17 protein-coding genes and 3 tRNA genes are annotated in these 18,002 nt (G+C 58.1%); 14 read left to right on the top strand and 6 right to left on the bottom strand.

Annotated elements, in window-relative coordinates; genetic code table 11:
- Positions 1 to 37: 37 nt before the first annotated feature.
- Entirely contained in the window at positions 38 to 754 is a 717-nt protein-coding gene (locus ACZO0A_RS05865; protein ID WP_486846153.1) for a hypothetical protein, read from the bottom strand.
- Between the two features lie 17 nt (positions 755 to 771).
- On the bottom strand, positions 772 to 1,104 hold the full coding sequence (locus tag ACZO0A_RS05860) for a hypothetical protein (RefSeq protein ID WP_302375900.1): 333 nt from the start codon (positions 1,102 to 1,104) through the stop codon (positions 772 to 774).
- A 258-nt stretch (positions 1,105 to 1,362) separates the two neighbouring features.
- Here ACZO0A_RS05860 and ACZO0A_RS05855 point away from each other — a divergent pair, with 258 nt between their 5' ends.
- From ACZO0A_RS05855 to ACZO0A_RS05835, 5 genes are all read left to right on the top strand, one after another.
- Complete coding sequence (locus ACZO0A_RS05855) at positions 1,363 to 3,009, top strand: hypothetical protein (protein ID WP_486846152.1); 1,647 nt, start codon at positions 1,363 to 1,365, stop codon at positions 3,007 to 3,009.
- Positions 3,006 to 3,992, top strand: coding sequence for a sensor histidine kinase (locus ACZO0A_RS05850; protein ID WP_486846151.1), 987 nt, complete (start codon positions 3,006 to 3,008; stop codon positions 3,990 to 3,992). The genes ACZO0A_RS05855 and ACZO0A_RS05850 overlap by 4 nt, the downstream gene beginning before the upstream one ends.
- Positions 3,970 to 4,599 carry a response regulator transcription factor gene (locus ACZO0A_RS05845; protein WP_215693152.1) on the top strand — a complete coding sequence of 210 codons (630 nt, stop codon included), beginning with the start codon at positions 3,970 to 3,972 and terminating at the stop codon, positions 4,597 to 4,599. The genes ACZO0A_RS05850 and ACZO0A_RS05845 overlap by 23 nt, the downstream gene beginning before the upstream one ends.
- 575 nt (positions 4,600 to 5,174) lie before the next feature.
- Positions 5,175 to 7,043 (top strand): GLUG motif-containing protein, encoded by a 1,869-nt coding sequence (locus ACZO0A_RS05840; protein ID WP_486846150.1) that lies wholly within the window; start codon positions 5,175 to 5,177, stop codon positions 7,041 to 7,043.
- 147 nt (positions 7,044 to 7,190) lie between these two features.
- Entirely contained in the window at positions 7,191 to 7,709 is a 519-nt protein-coding gene (locus ACZO0A_RS05835; protein ID WP_215693150.1) for a flavodoxin, read from the top strand.
- 69 nt (positions 7,710 to 7,778) lie between these two features.
- Here the strand turns inward: ACZO0A_RS05835 and ACZO0A_RS05830 are convergent, their stop codons facing one another.
- Both ACZO0A_RS05830 and ACZO0A_RS05825 read right to left on the bottom strand, forming a co-directional pair.
- Entirely contained in the window at positions 7,779 to 8,381 is a 603-nt protein-coding gene (locus ACZO0A_RS05830) for an HD domain-containing protein (RefSeq protein ID WP_291210477.1), read from the bottom strand.
- Positions 8,382 to 8,388: 7 nt separating this feature from the next.
- Positions 8,389 to 8,610 carry a YdbC family protein gene (locus ACZO0A_RS05825; protein WP_215693147.1) on the bottom strand — a complete coding sequence of 74 codons (222 nt, stop codon included), beginning with the start codon at positions 8,608 to 8,610 and terminating at the stop codon, positions 8,389 to 8,391.
- 200 nt (positions 8,611 to 8,810) lie between these two features.
- Between ACZO0A_RS05825 and ACZO0A_RS05820 the strand changes: the two genes are divergently transcribed.
- From ACZO0A_RS05820 to ACZO0A_RS05810, 3 genes are all read left to right on the top strand, one after another.
- Positions 8,811 to 8,887 (top strand) — tRNA-Asn (locus ACZO0A_RS05820).
- 40 nt (positions 8,888 to 8,927) lie between these two features.
- A tRNA-Gly gene (locus ACZO0A_RS05815) sits at positions 8,928 to 9,003 on the top strand.
- A 330-nt stretch (positions 9,004 to 9,333) separates the two neighbouring features.
- Positions 9,334 to 9,410, top strand: a tRNA-Asn gene (locus tag ACZO0A_RS05810).
- 83 nt (positions 9,411 to 9,493) lie between these two features.
- On the opposite strand, the gene ACZO0A_RS05805 is transcribed toward ACZO0A_RS05810, so the two are convergent.
- Together ACZO0A_RS05805 and ACZO0A_RS05800 are read right to left on the bottom strand one after the other, a co-directional pair.
- Positions 9,494 to 10,027, bottom strand: coding sequence for an LOG family protein (locus ACZO0A_RS05805; protein ID WP_215693145.1), 534 nt, complete (start codon positions 10,025 to 10,027; stop codon positions 9,494 to 9,496).
- A 10-nt stretch (positions 10,028 to 10,037) separates the two neighbouring features.
- Positions 10,038 to 10,571, bottom strand: a complete 534-nt coding sequence (locus ACZO0A_RS05800) for a prolyl-tRNA synthetase associated domain-containing protein (protein ID WP_291210472.1) — start codon at positions 10,569 to 10,571, stop codon at positions 10,038 to 10,040.
- Between the two features lie 277 nt (positions 10,572 to 10,848).
- On the opposite strand from ACZO0A_RS05800, the gene sufC reads away from it, so the two are divergent.
- The 6 genes from sufC to asnB all read left to right on the top strand — a co-directional run bounded on the left by sufC (position 10,849) and on the right by asnB (position 17,983).
- The gene (gene sufC, locus ACZO0A_RS05795; protein ID WP_486846149.1) at positions 10,849 to 11,607 is read left to right on the top strand and encodes a Fe-S cluster assembly ATPase SufC; all 759 of its coding nucleotides are present in this window, start codon (positions 10,849 to 10,851) and stop codon (positions 11,605 to 11,607) included.
- Positions 11,604 to 13,022 carry a Fe-S cluster assembly protein SufB gene (gene sufB, locus ACZO0A_RS05790; RefSeq protein WP_486846148.1) on the top strand — a complete coding sequence of 473 codons (1,419 nt, stop codon included), beginning with the start codon at positions 11,604 to 11,606 and terminating at the stop codon, positions 13,020 to 13,022. Before sufC ends, sufB begins: the two co-directional genes overlap by 4 nt.
- A 180-nt stretch (positions 13,023 to 13,202) precedes the next feature.
- The gene (locus ACZO0A_RS05785) at positions 13,203 to 14,285 is read left to right on the top strand and encodes a SufB/SufD family protein (RefSeq protein ID WP_302377134.1); all 1,083 of its coding nucleotides are present in this window, start codon (positions 13,203 to 13,205) and stop codon (positions 14,283 to 14,285) included.
- Positions 14,269 to 15,480, top strand: a complete 1,212-nt coding sequence (locus tag ACZO0A_RS05780; protein WP_302377136.1) for an aminotransferase class V-fold PLP-dependent enzyme — start codon at positions 14,269 to 14,271, stop codon at positions 15,478 to 15,480. The genes ACZO0A_RS05785 and ACZO0A_RS05780 overlap by 17 nt, the downstream gene beginning before the upstream one ends.
- On the top strand, positions 15,477 to 15,938 hold the full coding sequence (gene sufU, locus ACZO0A_RS05775) for a Fe-S cluster assembly sulfur transfer protein SufU (protein WP_215693138.1): 462 nt from the start codon (positions 15,477 to 15,479) through the stop codon (positions 15,936 to 15,938). The genes ACZO0A_RS05780 and sufU overlap by 4 nt, the downstream gene beginning before the upstream one ends.
- A 194-nt stretch (positions 15,939 to 16,132) precedes the next feature.
- A complete protein-coding gene (asnB, locus tag ACZO0A_RS05770) occupies positions 16,133 to 17,983 on the top strand; it encodes an asparagine synthase (glutamine-hydrolyzing) (RefSeq protein WP_291210463.1) in 1,851 nt (616 codons plus the stop codon).
- The last annotated feature ends 19 nt before the right edge of the window (positions 17,984 to 18,002 follow it).

Genomic DNA, 18,002 nt, shown 5'->3' with positions numbered 1-18,002 from the left:
CCGCCTTTCGGTTGAGAGTGCAGTAACCTGCCTGTGCTTAGCCAAAGGTGACGCTGTTCAGCACGGTGTCGCCCTCGGTGCCGGGGTCAAGGTCCACACCGGAGATCTTGATGGCCAGCCAGCCGCCGGTGGGCATCTCGCCGTAGTATTCGGTCCACCACATACCTACGTTTTTGTAGGTGCGTCCGGCCATCTCCACGCCGCCGATGGTGCGCGGGGTAAGCTCCTCCACGTTTTCAAAGTTGTCGTAATAGTAGTTGATTTTGTCCAGACCGCTTTTCAGTTCAAAGGTTATGCGCGGGTCGCCGGAGAAGATATGGCTGGGGTCATCGGTCGGGAACAGCTTGAGATCCCCGAAACTGGTCGAGGCGGACTTGTACCAGCCCTGGTCGGGGCAGGTCACGTTGAGCACCAGCGTAAAGTCCGTGCCGAATGCCTCCAGCGTCTGGGTGTTCAGGCCGGCAGCCGACGGATAATCAGGATTGTCCGCAGGCGCGGAAGCAGGGGCCGGTTCGGCGGTGGCTTCCGGCTCCGGCTCTGCAGCAGGCTCCGATGCAGGTTCGGATGCCGCGTCGGTCTTGGGTTCTGCCGGGGTCTCCGTCTGGGGTTCAACAGCCGGTTCGGCGGCCTGCGCTTTCAGGTCGGATAAGCCGGAATTGACCTCTTTGGTCACATCCCCCTTGGAGCAACCGGTCAAAGCCATAAGCATCATGGCTGCCAATACGGCAGCGAGCGTTCGTTGTACTTTTTTCATAGCTGTCCTCCTTTTGGTCATAAAGTGTCCATCATAGCGCTCAGATAGGCAGGCGAGACGGAAGCGTAGACGAAATCATCGACAATGTGATCCTTTTTTGCCAGGCACACGGCGGTGGCCAGTTCGGGATATTCGGCCTCATCCACAAGCAGTACCGTTTTGCAGTGCGGGCATACATCCCGCAGGTCGTTTGCCAGCAGCAGTCTGTCCTGCAGGGTGCGCGGCGGATGCGGGCAGACCTCCAGCAGCAGGACATCCGCCCTGCAGGAACGGCATATCTTTACAATATCCTTTGTCTTAGGGCCAGCGTTTTGCACCTGGAAGTCCGGCCTGCCCTGTTTCAGTGCCATTGTCAATGCGCTCGTCATCACAGAGTATTGCGCGTCCAAAACGATCCTCCGCACGGCGCAGCCCTCCTTCCCTGCAAAGAATACGATTTGTCAATTTCATCATACAGGAATCGGACGATTTTTGCCCCCACCATTTGGATAGTTTTTTGCGCTTTTCTCCGCTTTTTTTCAGCACTATTGCAAAAAAGTGCAGATTGCGTCATAATGATATTGGAAAGAAACTGACGGATGATCTACCCTTTGGAAAGGACAGGCGCTATGACAAAGGTACGGCTTGGGAATCTGTATTTAGCCGCTGCGGTTGCAGGGGTGATCCTCTGCGCTGTCCTGATGCGGGCATTTTATATGCCGTATTCCGGCTTTTGGCGCACGGTGCTGTATAATATCCTGATCTTTTCCTGGGCGGTATCGGTCTGGTGGCGTATCCTGCACGCACAGACCCGCCGCTGCCTGCTGGGCGCCGCCGCCCTGATGCTGTTCTGGCTGGATATCCGCCTGATCCGCTATGACTTTGCCCAGACACCGGAGATGCTGCGGCGATTGTGGTATGCGTACTATATCCCGATGCTGCTGATCCCGACCCTTGCACTTTATACGCTTTTCTTTTTGGATCGGGGGCAGTCCGCCCCGCTGTACAAGTACCGGTACGTGATTTTTGTATTCCCAGTGGTGCTGTTCAGCCTGGTGCTGACAAACGACTGCCATCAGCTTGCGTTTGCGTTCCCACCCGGGCAGGAGGTACTGGGCAGCCCCGATTACACCTATCGGTTCGTATATTACCTCTGTCTGCTGTGGATATTTTCCTGTGCCGTGTTCACGGTGGTGTACCTTGTACGGCGCTGCCGTATTCCGCATACAAAGCGCATCCTCTGGCTGCCGCTTGTGCCGATTTTTTTTGCCACGCTCTATGCTTTACTGTACAAGCATATTTTAAATGTGCCGTGGATGCACGCTATCGCCGGTGATATGACCGTGGTGCAATGCCTGACCTTTACAGCGACCTTTGAGGCGTGCATCCGGTGCGGGCTGATCCAATCCAATATGGGATATGCCACGCTGTTTGAGGTATCTATGGCCAAGGGGCTGATCACAGACCGGGCGTTTGTGCCTGTGCAATGCTCCATGCAGGCAGCCCCGCTCCGCGAGGAGCAGCTGCGTCAGGCGCTCACCGGCAGTGTCCAGCTGGATGCCACGACCCAGCTTCACGGCCACCCGATCCGGAAAGGGTATATTTTCTGGCAGGAGGACATCACCGAACTGGTGGCTCTTCTTGAGGAGCTGCGCCTCACGCAGGAGGAATTGCATGACATCGGGGACATCATACAGGCGGAAACAGCCCAGAAGGCACAATGGCTGCAGCTGAGCGAGCAGAACCGGCTGTATGACAAAATCGAGACCGTCACAGCCCGCCAGCTGGCACGGATACAGGAATATCTGATCGCGCTCAAGGCCACGGACGATGTCGATACCGCCCGCCGGCTGCTAAAGCACATCGTCATTTTGGGAACCTATATCAAGCGGCGCAGCAACCTTGTTTTTGTCTGTGACAAGGCGGAGGATATCGACACCACGGAGCTGCGGCTGAGCCTGTTTGAATCGGCCGAGAGCCTGCGCCTGAGTGATATACGCTGCGCCGTACAGATCACCGACACAGCAAAGATTTCCCCTGCGTCCGCCGTAGCGATCTATGACGCCTTTGAAGCCATCATAGAAGCGACCCTGCCGGGATTGCAGGAGATCCTTTTCTGCGCCGAGCATACGGCGCAGGGCTGGGGGCTGCGCTGCAGCGTTCAATGCACCGATGCGCCCGCTGCGCTGCCCGGCCTGCCGCAGATGCAGCTTGAACGGGATGATGACGGGCTTTTGTATTTCACGATGTTTCCGGCAGAAGGAGGCGGCCTATGATTTCCCGAATCTCCCGCAATGCTGTCAAGGAAGGCTTTGACACGCTGCCGGCGGCCATTTGCTACTTTGACCGCAACGGCCTGCTGCGCCTGATCAATCACAGAATGCAGGAAATCTCCGCAGTCCTCTGCGGCCGGGATTTGCAGACCCTTACGGACCTGGAGCAGGCGCTGCACAGTCCCGGCGGCGGTGTGCGGCTGCGCGATGAGGCCGCCCGCATCTACGCATTCCCGGACGGAACGGTATATCATTTCACGGTGCGCCCTGTTCAGGACAAATACGGCATACCGTACACCGAGGTGATGGCCACCGATGTCACCCAGCTGGCTGCATTGCATGCTGCACTGCAGCAGGAAAACGAGCGCCTTGCCGATGCGAACCGCCGCGCAAAGCGCTTATATGACAATATGCCCGACATTGTGCGGGAGGAAGAAATTCTGAAAATGAAGATGCGGGTGCATGACGACATTGGCCATACCCTGCTTGCCGCACGGCGCGCACTGCGGCATGAACATGATCTTGCCCGAATCAAAAGCGAAGCTGCAAAGTGGGAAAGTTCCATTTCCCTGCTATGCCGCACCCGGCAGGAGAATGCTGCTGAGGACCCGCTGAGCTATATGCAAAGGCGGGCGGCTGTTCTGGGCGCAGCCGTACAGCTGCGCGGTGCATACCCTGCGGCACGCGCCACCCGCGAGCTCTACGCACTGATCCTGCGGGAGTGTACCTCCAACGCTGTGCGGCATGCGGGCGCCACGGAATTGTACGCCGACTCCGAGCATCGGCCGCAGGAATGGCACCTTTGCATCACGAACAATAGCGCGCCGCCTAAAGCGAAGATAAAGGAAGGCGGCGGGCTTTCCTCGCTCCGCCGCCGTATTGAAAAAGCAGGGGGTACAGTAACCGTACACTCCCTGCCTGTGTTTGTTCTGGAAGTCACCCTGCCCGATAAGGAGAGCACTTATGATACGCGTTATGATCGTTGAGGACCAAAAGCTGGTCCGGAGCCTGCTTGAAAGCTATATTCAGAACGAGGACGGGTATCAGCTTGCTGTGTCTATCCCCGGCGCTGCAGAGGCTCCGATCCTGTGCGATACCGAGGACATCGACCTTGTGCTGATGGATGTGCAGACCGAACACCGCGAAAACGGTCTGGCCGCCGCCAAAAAGATACGAAAAGCGCACCCGGAAATCAAGATCGTGGTGGCGACCTCGCTTATTGACACACAGGTTTTAGCCCGCGCCAAGGCCGTGGGCGCGGACAGCCTGTGGTATAAGGACGGCGATGAAGGGACCCTGATGCAGGTCGTGCGCCGCACGATGGCGGGGGAGCATATCTTCCCCGATGCACCGCCCAGCGTGGAAATCGGCACCGCCATGAGCGCAGAGTTCACCAAAGGCGAGATGAAGGTCTTGCGCTGTCTTGTGCGCGGGCTGTCCTATAACGAGATTGCAAAAGAACTCGGCATCGAGCCATCCACCGTGAAGTACCACGTCATCAATATGCTGCAAAAGACAAACTTAGAGAATAAGCTCCAACTTGCCATCGCCGCCACCGAAGCCAAATTGGTGGTGGAGTTGGCAGAGGAGTAATTTATATTCCGGTTATCCCTTTTACGCAGACAAAAATGAGCAGCCAGCAGCGAAACCAGGCGTTCAAACAAATTCATGTTTCTACGGTTACCACTTTACCTTGTCACCCGCACCGTGACACTCGACCTGAACGGTCATGTTCTCAAACATACAAAATGGGTACCGGCCTATATCAGCGCACGGAAACCATATCCATCGGGTTCGCCAAAATTGCAGCAAATCGTCGTGTGACCGGGCAGCGGCCAGCACAACTCGCCGTCCTTGATGATGCCGACGCCCCCCTGTGACTATCCCCCAGACCGGCGACGGCATGAACGTCACGCTGCTGTTTGCGCTGCCCTTGTGCAGCGCCTTGCCGCCGAAGCGGCATATGAATATCATATTTCGACACGCCACGCAAGCCTTACCGCGCGCTTTGTGGCGTGTCTTTTTTTGCATACGCAGATTTGCGGCAAAAACATTACCCTGCGCGGCGTTTTTCTGATTGACAAGTTGCCCCCCCCCGGAGTAAAATTGATATCAATATGTACAAGGTGCATAAGTTTCTGTCCACAACATAAAGGAGGAATCACAAAATGAAGAAACGCATTGCAAGCCTGTTGGCTGCGCTTGCGCTCTGCCTGACGCTGCTGCCCATGGCGGCGTTTGCGGAGGATGCTGCCCCCGACGCTTGGGACGGCACTGCCGACACCAGCTGGTATGTTGGACACGAGTCGGATACGGCGTACCACATCACTACCGCGGAACAGTTGGCGGGGTTGGCCGAGGTAATCAACAAGGAAAACGACCCGGCCTCTTTTGAAGGGAAAACCGTTTATTTGGATAATGACCTGGACTTGGCCGGGCACGAGTGGATTTCTATTGGCAATGGTCTGGCTCAGCAGAATGCTACTCAATATGATCCCGATTGGTATTACAGCTTTAACGGTACGTTCGATGGGCAAGGTCATGTAATTTACAATCTTTACTCCCATGATTCGCTGTTTAATAAAGAACGCGACTGCTATATGTCTGGTCTTTTCGGTCAGGTTTTCCACGGCAAAGTCATGAACTTGGGCGTTGCTGACGCTGACATCTGGGTCGACCCAAATGATACAAGTACCTTTGGCAAGGGTATTTTGGTCGACTACCTTGCCGGTTCTGTGGTTGAGAACTGCTGGACGTCCGGCTCTATCACAGGTGGTTCTTACTATGAAAAATATATTGGCGGTCTTGTCGGGTGTTCTGTGTATGGCAGTCGAGACCCCAGCACTACTTCCAGCCGCATTTCTGGATGCTATTCCACTGCAACCATTACTGGCAACTATGGTTCTTCGAGCAATGGCTATGACCAGAAATTTCAGCTGTGGTACGCCGATGCTTTAGGCGGCATCATGGGTAGTCCAATTTACGGCCATGTTGATATTGATAACTGCTGGTTTGACGGAAAAATCGTTGTCAACTCCATTCAGGCTAACGTAGGCGGAATTATTGGCTATGCAGATGATGCAAATATTGAAAACTGCATGGTTCTGACTACTGATATCGGAGCAGACCCTACGGATGATGATAACACCTTCTGGATTGGATATCTTGATGGTTATAAATCTTCCTGCAACGCGCAAAGCAACTATTGGCCTGCTGCTGAAAACAGCTATGCTCCCTCTCGTCTCGTAACGGATGGCAAAGCCACCGCAGACTCTCAAGGCTCCGCCGTCTCCGACTTCACCTCTTCCGATATCCTCACCAGCCTGCAGAACGCCGCGAACGGTGTGCAATGGGTCGCCGGTATCTCCCACCCTACGTTTGCCTGGGATTCCCGAAATATCCTGGCAGACTACACCGCTGTGGACAACGCCATCGCTGCTGCCCAGAAGGTGGACGCCGGCCTTTATGCAAACTATGACGCTGTACAGGCCGCGCTTGACGCGGTCGACCGCACCAAGAGCAAGGCACGGCAAGCCGAGGTCGATGCCATGGCGAAGGCCATTGAGGATGCCATTGACGCATTGACCTACAAGCCTGCCGACTACACCGCGGTCGATGCCGCGATTGCCAAGGCGGGTGCGCTGACCCGCGACGACTACACGGATTTCTCCGCCGTGGATGCCGCCATCAACGCCGTGGACCGCAGCAAGAACATCACCCAGCAGGCCGATGTGGATGCCATGGCAAAAGCCATCGAGGACGCCCTCGATGCGCTGGTCGTCAAGCCCACGGCCACCCCGGCCCTCACAGAAGCCCCCACGCCCGCACCTGCTGCCCCGGCGGCCACGGCACAGCCCACCGCCACACCCACCGCCACACCTACGGCCACCCCGGCCCCGGTCGTTACGGCCACGCCGCAGCACCCTGTGACCATTCCCCAGACCGGCGACAGCATGAACGCCACGCTGCTGTTTGCGCTGGCCCTGTGCAGCGGTGCAGCGCTCGGCCTGGCCGCCCACAAGAAAAACCGTTCCTGATACCGCATAAAAACAGCGCCGCGCAGGCTTTTTCGGGCCTGCGCGGCGTTTTGTCTGCCGGGGCGTAAAATTTTGCATTTACCCCTTGCACTTAAAGTTGCCTTTCATGGTATACTTCCATATAGAATCCAACGGAGGTGCTGTTTTATGTCTAAAATTCTGGTTGCTTATTTCTCCCGCGCGGGCGAAAACTACTTTGGCGGCGCAATCAAAAGCGTGGCCGTCGGCAATACCGAGATCTGCGCCGACCTTATCAAGCAGGCTTTTCCCGACGCCGACCTGTTCAAAATTGAAATGGCAGCGCCTTACGCGGACAACTACCGCAAATGCGTCAGCCAGGTCACCGCAGACATGATGCTGCACAAGCGCCCGGCGCTGACCGCCCTGCCCGAGAGCATTGCGGCCTACGACGCCATTGTGCTGGGCTACCCCAACTACTGCGGCACCATCCCCATGGCGGTGGCGACCTTTTTGGAGGCGTTCGACTTTACCGGCAAAAAGCTGCTGCCCTACTGCACCAACGAGGGCAGCGGCATGGGCCGCAGCGAGAAAGACCTGCGCAAGCTCTGCCCCACAGCAGTAATTGCCCCGGGCCTTGCCATCACCGGCAGCGCGGCGGCGCAGTCCCAAGCCGCGCTGGTCGGGTGGATGCAGGAAAATTTGTAACCCCCCTGCGGGGCGTCGGGGACGCCGCAAAAAAACCAGGGCGCAGACTGCATCGTCTGTGCCCTGGTTTTATTTGTTTTTCGGGTGACCGTTTTCTACTTCGCTGGTGCCCTGCTCCATCAGGTAGGTGGCGGTCAGGTCCGCAATGTGCAGCTTGACCGCCAGCGGGTAGGTGTTGTAGGCTTCGCTGACAGCAAAGCAGCCGCCGCGCGCGGCATCGTCAAAGCCGCCCATGTGCCAGCGGATGGCAATAGCCTCGGCGGTTTTCAGCCGCATAAAATGCTCGATGAGGTAGACACTCTTCTCGCCGTGGCCGTAGGGCAGTTGATCCGCCACCTGGTAAAACGGGACCTTCTCCCACTGGCCGGTGGCGTCGTTCTTGACATTGCGGGTGCTGACCTTATAGAAGTTTGCCTTGCACAGGTCGTGCAGCAGGCCGCAGATGGCATAACTCTCGGCGTTCTCGCCCTCGGTGTAGAAGTGCTGCATCATTGCGTTGTACACATTGATGCTGTGCATGACCAGGCCGCACTCGCACGCGCCGTGGAACCGGGTGGAGGCAGGCGCGGTGAAAAAGTCGGTGGTTTCCAGCCAGTTCAGCAGCCGGTCCGCACCGGGGCGGGTGATGTTTTTGTTGTAGATCTCCACAAATTCAGCGTGGTAGTCCTGCATACGAACCTCACAGTTCCATGTCGTCCAGAATGCCCTTCAGCGTTTTCAGCTCATCCTCGGTCAGGCTGATTCCCTTTGCCATGCGGCTGCCGTCCGGGGACCAGTCGCGGATATCGTACTTCGGCGGGTTGCCGTTCCAGCTGACCATATTCAGCTGACGCTCCCAACCGCGGGCGTTGGTGGAAAGAACGGCGATGCGTTCGGTAACTTCATAGGTAAATTCTGCCATGATACAGACTCCTTTTATAAATGATGTTGCAAGCTCCATCATAGACGATTCTGCCCAAAAATGCAAGTGTAAAATCTGCCTGCCCCGCCGGGTCGGCCGCGCAAAAAGTTTTTTGCAAAAAAATTGGCAAAACCTGTTGACAAACGCCCCGCAGATGGCTATAATAATTAGCGTCGCCTGACGGCGGCGCAAAGCGTTATTGCCCCATAGCTCAGTTGGTTAGAGCACCTGACTGTTAATCAGGGTGTCGTCCGTTCAAGTCGGACTGGGGCAGCCAACAAAAAAATCACCGAACAAATTTTCGGTGATTTTTTTATGCGGCCGTAGCTCATCTGGTAGAGCGCCACCTTGCCAAGGTGGAGGTAGCGAGTTCGAGCCTCGTCGGCCGCTCCAAACAGAACCGGTTGAAACGAAAGTTTCAGCCGGTTTTTGTTTTTATTCATAAAAGCACCGCATTTTCTGCCCCGGCGGTGCGGTATAATCAGGAGAACTGCTATGCGTACCATCCTTCCCATCAACGTTGGCTGGGCCTTCACCCTCCCCAAGTGTGAGCGCCCGGCTTACTAAAATCAAAAAGTAAGCTCCTTTGCGGGCCGGTGCAGGCATTGGCCCCCTATAACGGCTCGCGAGATCCTACGATATTTTTCAACTTTTTCGGTTTTGCTATTGACAATGGCTTTTGATACCGCTATAATAATATAGTCGTCTGACAAAGCTGAATATTGCCCCATAGCTCAGTTGGTTAGAGCACCTGACTGTTAATCAGGGTGTCGTCCGTTCAAGTCGGACTGGGGCAGCCATTGACCTTGAAGCGTATGCTTCAAGGTTTTTGTTTTATGTGCAACGAAACGCCGGGGCGGATATTCCCATCCGCCCCGGCTGTTTATGCCTGTAAAATTGTCTTGATTTCCGCTAAATTATCCGCAAAGCTGATTCCCTGCTGGCGTTCGGGGCTGGAAAGCCCCATGGCAATCATGTGATCCAGCAGCGCTTTCAGACTGTCATAGTAGCCGTTCAGGTTGTAGAGGATGCAGGGTGCGTCCAGCTGCTTGAGGGAAACTTTTGACATGATCTCGGCGATTTCTTCCAGCGTGCCGGTGCCGCCGGGGAAAGCAATGAAGGCGTCGCCCAGCTCGATCATCTTTGCCTTGCGTTCGGTCATATCTTTTGTGACGAACAACTCGGTCAGATCGTCGTACAAAAGGCCCTGATCCACAAAAAACTGCGGTTCCACGCCGGTGGCTTTGCCGCCTGCGTCCAATACGCTTTTGGCCAGCTCGCCCATCAGGCCGCAGGCAGAGCCGCCGTAGATAAGCGCGTTGCCGCTCTCGCCGATCCAGCGGCCCAGTTCCCGCACGGCCTGGGCCAGGCGCGGGTCATTTCCCTCGTTCGCACCGAGGTATACCGTAATATTCATCACCGTCTCCTTACAGCTTTACCTTTATAAAGTCATGCTCCATGGCAGGCAACACCTTTTCCACCAAATCTTTCGTGCGCAGCCGCAGGCTGGATGTGTTGATGCAGGGGTGGCAGCCGACATACTCGCTGTTCAGCACGTCCTCGTCGATGAGCAGCTGGACACGGTGGTCGGTATCGTTGGCAAGGCCCAGCACGCTGACCGAACCCGGCGTGATATTCAAAAATTTTTCCATATACTCCGCCTTGGCAAAGGACAGCCGGGCCGAGCCGATCTGCGCGGACAAGTCCTTGGTGTGGAACACCTTGGTATCCGGGATCATCAGCAGGTAAAATTTTGTCTCCTGCCGGTTGCACAAAAACAGGTTCTTGCAGATGACCGCGTGCAGCGTTTGGTCAATTTCCTGGCAGACCTCCATCGTCATGGCGGGCGCATGGTCGACGCGCTCATACTCGACGCCCAGACGATCCAGCAGGTCATAGGTGCGTATCTCTTTTTCCAGTCGGCCCGCCGTATCCGCCGGTCGGCCCTTTTGCAGTTCCATAACAGTACCCCCTTTACACCGCCCATTATAGCAGGTTTGATACAGAATGGAAAGAGGGGCAGCCGCCGTCAGACTGAGGGCCGGGTATGCCCGGCCCCTACAAATGCGGTGGATTTTGCCCGAAAATTGGCCGATTTGGGTGTTCTGTGACAATTTCTTGCGCTGCCCTCTTGCAATCCCTATAAAAATAGTATAGTATAGTTCGGTAGAGCAAAACTATCTGGGCAGGGCCGCTGTGCCCTGACGCCCGGTTATACCACTTGGAGGTGTTTTTTCCATGAGCAGCCCGCTGCTGGAAGTCAAAGATTTACAGGTCATCGTCGGTGAGGAAAACAAAGTCCTTCTCGACGGTTTGAACCTTACGGTGAACGCCGGCGAGACCCATGTCCTGATGGGTCACAACGGTGCCGGCAAGTCCACCCTGATGAGCGCCCTGATGGGCGACCCCCGCTATACCGTGACCCGCGGCCAGATCCTCTTCCGCGGTCAGGATGTCACCCACGAGACTGCCGATGTCCGCGCACGCGCCGGCATGTTCCTCTCCTTCCAGACGCCGGAGGAGATCCCCGGCATCACGCTGGAGAGCTTTCTGCGCACGGCAGCCGGTGCCATTGCAGGCAAGCCCGTCAAGGTCATGAAGTTCCGCCATGAGATGGCCGCCCAGATGGAGGCGCTGAACATGGACCCGTCCTACGCCGACCGCTATCTGAATGTCGGCTTCTCCGGCGGCGAGAAGAAGAAGGCCGAGATCTTGCAGCTGCTCATGCTCAAGCCCAGTCTGGCCCTGCTCGACGAGACGGACTCCGGCCTTGATGTGGACGCCGTCAAGACGGTGGCCAGCGGCATCAAGGCCTACCACAACGCCGACAACGCCCTGATCATCATCACCCACAACGCCAAGATCCTTGAGGGCCTGCAGGTCGATTATGTCCATGTGCTGGACGATGCCCGCATCGTGCGCACCGGTGACGGCAGCCTTGTCAATGAGATCATTGAGGAAGGCTTCACCGCCCTGAAGGAGGACGAAGCCAAATGAGAGCCTTCGAGACTGAAAAGACCGAGATTGCCGAGGTCGACCGCAGTGTCTACGACATCAAGGACAAGGTCAACGCAGCGTTCGAGGTCAACTCCGGCCTGACGGCAGAGATCGTGGAAAAGATCTCGGAGGAAAAGCACGATCCCGAGTGGATGCGCGAATTCCGCCTGAAGGCGCTGGACACCTACAATCGGATGTCCCTGCCCACCTGGGGCCCCTCGCTGGAGGGGCTGGACATGAGCAACATCGTCACCTATGTACGCCCCAACACCGAGATGCGCGGCAAATGGAGCGAGGTGCCTGACGACATCAAGAACACCTTTGAGCGTCTGGGCATCCCGCAGGCCGAGCGTTCAAGTCTGGCCGGCGTGGGTGCGCAGTACGACTCCGAGGTCGTTTACCACAATGTAAAAGAGGAAGTTGCCGCGCAGGGTGTCATCTACACCGATATGGAGAGCGCACTGACCGGCCCCTACGCCGATATGGTGAAGGAGCATTTCATGAAGTGCGTGCCCCCCACCGACCACAAGTTTGCGGCGCTGCATGGCGCCGTTTGGAGCGGCGGCTCCTTCGTCTATGTTCCCGCAGGCGTGCATGTGGATATTCCGCTGCAGTCCTATTTCCGGCTGAATGCCCCGGGTGCCGGCCAGTTTGAGCACACCCTTATCATTGTGGACAAGGGTGCCTACCTGCACTTTATCGAAGGCTGCTCCGCCCCGAAGTACAATGTGGCCAACCTGCATGCAGGCTGCGTGGAGATTTTCGTCGGCGAGGGTGCCCGCGTGCGCTACTCGACCATCGAGAACTGGTCGAAAAATATGTACAACCTGAACACCAAACGCGCCAAGGTCGAAAAGGGCGGCACCATCGAGTGGGTCTCCGGCTCCTTCGGCTCCCACACCGGCTGCCTGTACCCCATGAGCATTTTGCAGGGTGAGGGTGCCCGCATGGAGTTTACCGGCATCACCTTTGCGGGTGCCGGGCAGGACCTGGACACCGGTGCCAAGGTCGTACACGCCGCGCCCCACACCACGAGCCATATCTCCACCAAGAGTATCGCCCGTGACGGCGGCGTGTCGAACTTCCGTTCTTCCGTGGTCGTTCTGCCCAATGCCGAGGGGAGCAAGTCCAGCGTGAGCTGTGAATCCCTGATGCTGGACGACCGCAGCCGTTCCGACACGATCCCGGCCATGGATATCCGCTGCGACGCCGTGGATGTCGGCCACGAGGCCAAGATCGGCCGCATCAGCGAGGAGGCCATCTTCTACCTGATGAGCCGCGGCATGACCGAGGAGGACGCCCGCGCCCTGATCGTCGGCGGCTTTGCCGAGCCCATCGCCAAGGAGCTGCCGCTGGAATACGCGGTGGAGATGAATAACCTGATTCATCTGGAGATGAAGGGAAGCATTGGCTGATCGTGGAGCCTTCCCCAACGGGGGAAGGTGGCCGAGGCTCCGACCGAGGCCGGATGAGGGGCAGCGTTCTCCGTGCAACCCGGTAATGGGCTGCTGCGGTAAGTCTGCCCCTCATCAGTCCGCTTCGCGGACAGCTTCCCCCGAGGGGGAAGCCTTAGCATTGAGTTTAAGGTGATATATATGACTACAACCATGAACCGCCTGCCGGTTGCCACTTGGAACCCGTTGGGCGTGAATTATGCACCGGCGTCGGCGGCACTGCCCACTGTACCCGCTGACGGCTGGGCCAAGGCGGAGATCCTCTCCCCTGCCCTGCCTGCCGGTGTGACCGCCCCCGCCAAAGCCGATTTCGGCGATTTTGCCGCCAGCGGCATGGGCGCGGAGACCGACACCTGGCTGGCCGAGAATGCCAACCTGGTCAATCATCTGGCCGTTTCCGGCACGGCTGACGCCCCTATCGTGTTTGAAAACACGCTGGACGCCGCCCACCCCCACGCGCTGACCTACCTGACCATTGACGCCGCCGAGGGCAGCAGCCTGACCGTCGTGCAGGTCGTGCGCGGCGATGCCGAGAACGGTGTTTCCGCCAGCCTGACCCGCATCCGCGCTGCCGAAAACGCCCATGTGACTTTGGTGCAGGTGCAGCTGTTGGGCAACCGCGCCCGCCGCTGGAACGCTGTTGCCATTGAGCAGGGCAAATCCGCCCGCGTCGAGCAGGTGCGCATCGAGCTGGGCGGCTGTGTCGTCGCCTGCGGTGCCCGCACCCTGCTGAACCACAACAAGTGCGAGTACGACCTGGACGCCGTCTATTTCGGCCACGGGAACGATGTGCTCGACTTCAACGATGTCTCCGTCCACACTGGCAGGGACACCCTGTGCGAGATGCACACCGCCGGTGTGCTGACCGGCAGCGCCGATAAAATTCTGCGCGGCACGGTGGATTTTCAGCGTGGTGCCAAGCGCGGCGTCGGCCACGAGAGCGAGGACGTGCTGCTGTTCAGCCCCAACGCCCGCAACCGTACCGCGCCCCTCATCCTCTGCGGTGAGGAGGAAGTCGAAGGCCAGCACGCCGCGTCCGTGGGCCGCCTGGACGAGAACAAGCTGTACTATTTGCGCTCCCGCGGTTTGAGCGAGGCGCAGGCCCGCCGCCTGATGGTGGACGCCCGCTTTGCCCCGGCCATTGACAAGATCCCACTGGAATCTTTGCAGGACGAAGTACGTGAAAATGTTGCAGGGAGGCTGAACGATGAACTGGACGGCTGATTTCCCCATTCTGGCTGCCGACGAGAACGGCAAGCGCCTTGTCTATCTGGACAGCGCCGCCACCACCCAGCACCCCACCCAGGTTCTGAACGCGGTGGTCAACTATTATAATAAAGAGAACGCAAACCCCCACCGCGGCGTCTATGAGCTGGCCATGCGTGCCACCGACGCCCACGAGGGTGCCCGCCATACCGTGGCGCAGTTCTTTAATGCCGAGGACGACGAAATTGTGTTCACCCAGAACACGACGGAGAGCCTGAACCTTGTCGCGTACAGCTACGGCATGAATTTCCTGCACGAAGGCGACGAAATCGTCATTTCCGTGGCCGAGCATCACTCCAACATGGTACCCTGGCAGCGCGTGGCGAAGGCCACCGGCGCAAAGCTCGTTTATATGTATCCCGGCGAGAACGGCCGCCTGACGACCGAGGAGCTGGACAAGAAAATCACCCGCAAAACCAAGGTTGTCGCCGTGGCGATGGTCTCCAACGTCCTGGGCCTGCGTGCCCCCGTGGAGGAGATTGTCAAGCGTGCCCACGCCGTGGGTGCCGTCGTCGTGCTGGACTGCGCCCAAAGCGCCCCACACACCCCGGTGGATGTCAAAAAGCTGGACGTGGATTTTGCGGCCTGCTCTGCCCACAAGCTGTATGCGCCGATGGGCGTGGGTGCCCTGTACGCCCGCGCCGAGCTGCTGGAAAAGATGCCGCCGTTCCTGTCCGGCGGCGATATGATCGCCGCTGTGCACGAGAGCGGTGCCACCTGGGCCGACGGTCCCCGCAAGTTTGAGGCCGGCACCCGCAACGTCGGCGGTGAGGTCGGCTTTGCCGCCGCCATCGACTACATGAACGGCATCGGCTGGCAGGCCATGGAAGCACACGAGCATGCGCTGCTGGACCGTATGCTGGCCGGTATGCGCGCCATGCCGTGGCTGACTGTCTACGGCGAGCCTGTGGCAGACGGCCGCTACGGCGTCGTCAGCTTCAACGTCAACGAGGTACACCCCCACGACGTGGCGACGATTCTGGATGCGGGCGGCGTGGCCGTGCGCGCCGGGCATCACTGTGCCCAGCCCTTGATGGAATTCCTGGGCATCGGCAGCTGCTGCCGCGCCAGCGTGGCGATCTACAACACGCCCGAGGACGTGGACGCCCTGCTGGAAAATCTTGAAAATGTCAGAAAGGTGATGGGCCTGTGAACCTGAACGAACTGTATACCCAGATCATTACCGAGAACAGCCGCAGCAAGGAGAACCGCCACCCGGTCGAGGGGGCGACCCACAGCCTGGAGGGCGTGAACCCCAGCTGCGGCGACGATATCACGCTGCAGCTGCGCGTGAAGGACGGCAAAATTGAGGACGCCGGTTTCATTGGCTCCGGCTGCGCGATTTCCCAGGCGTCGGCTTCGCTGATGATTGACCTGGTCAAGGGCCGCACCGTCGAGGATGCGCACCGCCTCATCAGCCTGTATTTCCAGATGATCAAGGGCAAGATCACGCCGGAGGAGCTGGACGATTTGGAGGATGTTGCCGCTTTGCAGGGCATCGCCCACGTCCCCGCCCGTGTCAAGTGCGCCGTGCTGGCATGGCACACCCTGGAAGAAGCGCTGGACGGCGAAGGCAAGACCGATAAGGTTACGACCGAGGATAAAGAGTAATTGTAATGCAGGGGCTTTGCTACCTCGCCCCTGCCACCCACATAACCCTCGCAAGGGCGCAGCATTCCGCTGCGTCCTTTTTTCTTTACGACCACTTTTCTTTTCCTCTATTCTGTGGTACAATATACAAATATATAAGTTAAAATTTATCATTGTGCCTATATAGCCTATATAGAGAGAAAGGGAAATTTACCATGTGTGGTTTTGTTGGCTTTACCGGTCTGCGTGAACAGCGCGAGGCCATCCTGCACAAAATGGCGGATCGCATCATCCACCGCGGTCCCGATATGGAAGGCTACCACATCAGCGGCGATGACCCGCGCACGGCCATTGCGCTGGGCTTCCGCCGCCTGAGCATCATTGACCTGGCCGCGGGCAAGCAGCCGATGTACAACGAGGACGGCACCGTTGTCTGCGTGTTCAACGGCGAAATTTACAACTTCATGGATCTGCGTACCGAATTGCAGGCCAAGGGCCATATCTTCAAGACCCACTGCGACACCGAGGTCATCATCCACGGCTATGAGGAATACGGCACGGCACTGGCTGCCAAGCTGCGCGGTATGTTTGCCTTTGTCGTGTGGGATACGAAAACCAACGAAATGTACGGCGCACGGGATATTTTCGGCATAAAGCCGTTCTATTACACCCAAACCGACGCGGGCGAGCTGCTGTTTGGCAGCGAGATCAAAAGCCTGCTGGAGCACCCCGGTTTCCGCCGCGAGGTCAACGCCGAGGCACTGCGCCCCTACCTGACCTTCCAGTACAGCGCCATGAACGAGACGTTCTTCAAGGGCACCTACAAACTGCCCCCCGCCCACTGGTTCACCTACAAAGACGGCCGGATGCAGATTGAGCGCTACTGGGATGCGGATTTCCGCCACCCCACCACCCTTTCCTACGAGCAGTGCGCCGACCAGATCGACGCCCGCGTGCGGGAGAGCGTGGCCGCCCACCGCATCAGCGATGTCAAGGTCGGTTCGTTTCTGTCCGGCGGCGTCGATTCCAGCTATATCACGGCCTGCCTGATGCCCGACGAGACGTTTTCCGTCGGCTTTGCCAGCCCCGACGGCACGCATAAGTTTGACGAGACGACCGAGGCAGGCGAGCTTTCCCAAAAGCTCGGCATCAAGAACTACCGCGAAATGCTGACGAAGGAGCAGTGCCTCGACGCTTTTGCGGACATCCAGTACCACATGGACGAGCCGCAGTCCAACCCGTCCAGCGTGCCGCTCTACTTCCTGTGCCAGCTGGCCCGTCAGCACGTCACGGTCGTGCTCTCCGGCGAGGGCGCGGACGAAATCTACGCAGGCTACGAGTGGTACGCCGACACGCCGCTGATGCAGAAGTACAAGCACGTGCCCGCACCGCTGCGCCATCTGGCCAGCGACGTGAGCCAGCACCTGCCCTACTTCAAGGGCCACGACTTCATCATCAAGGGCAGCGGACGCCCCGAGGATTGGTTCATCGGCCAGGCCCACGTCTTTGAGGAGAAGGACGCCTACGATATTCTGAAGCCGAAGTACCGCGTCGGCCCCACGGCCCGCGAGGTCGCCGCGCCGATCTACGACCGCGTGAAAGATTTGAGCGAGCTGGAAAAGAAGCAGTACCTCGACCTGAATCTCTGGCTGCCCGGCGATATTCTGCTGAAGGCCGACAAAATGAGTATGGCCCACAGCCTGGAACTGCGCGTGCCCTACCTCGACCGCGAGGTCCTGCGCGAGGCCGAGTGCTACCCCGACAGCTACAAGCTGCGCGGCGACACAAAGGCCGTGCTGCGTACCGCCGCCAACAAGACCCTGCCCGACGCCTGGGCCAACCGCACGAAAAAAGGCTTCCCGGTGCCGATTGCCAAGTGGCTCGAGGATCCGGAGTTTTCCGCCAAGGTGCGCAAGAGCTTTACCAGCGACGTGGCCGCAGAGTATTTCGACCAGGACAAGCTGGTGGCGATGCTGGGCGACCCCAAGCACGAGCGCCGCAAGATCTGGACCGCCTACACGTTCTTAACGTGGCATGAGCAGTTCTTTGAGAAGTTTGACGCGTGAATCTTATGAGCCTTCCCCT

The sequence above is a fragment of the Gemmiger sp. genome (assembly GCF_057431175.1).
The sequence above is the reverse complement of the archived record's forward strand: the minus strand, read 5'-3'. Positions and strand labels throughout refer to the sequence as shown.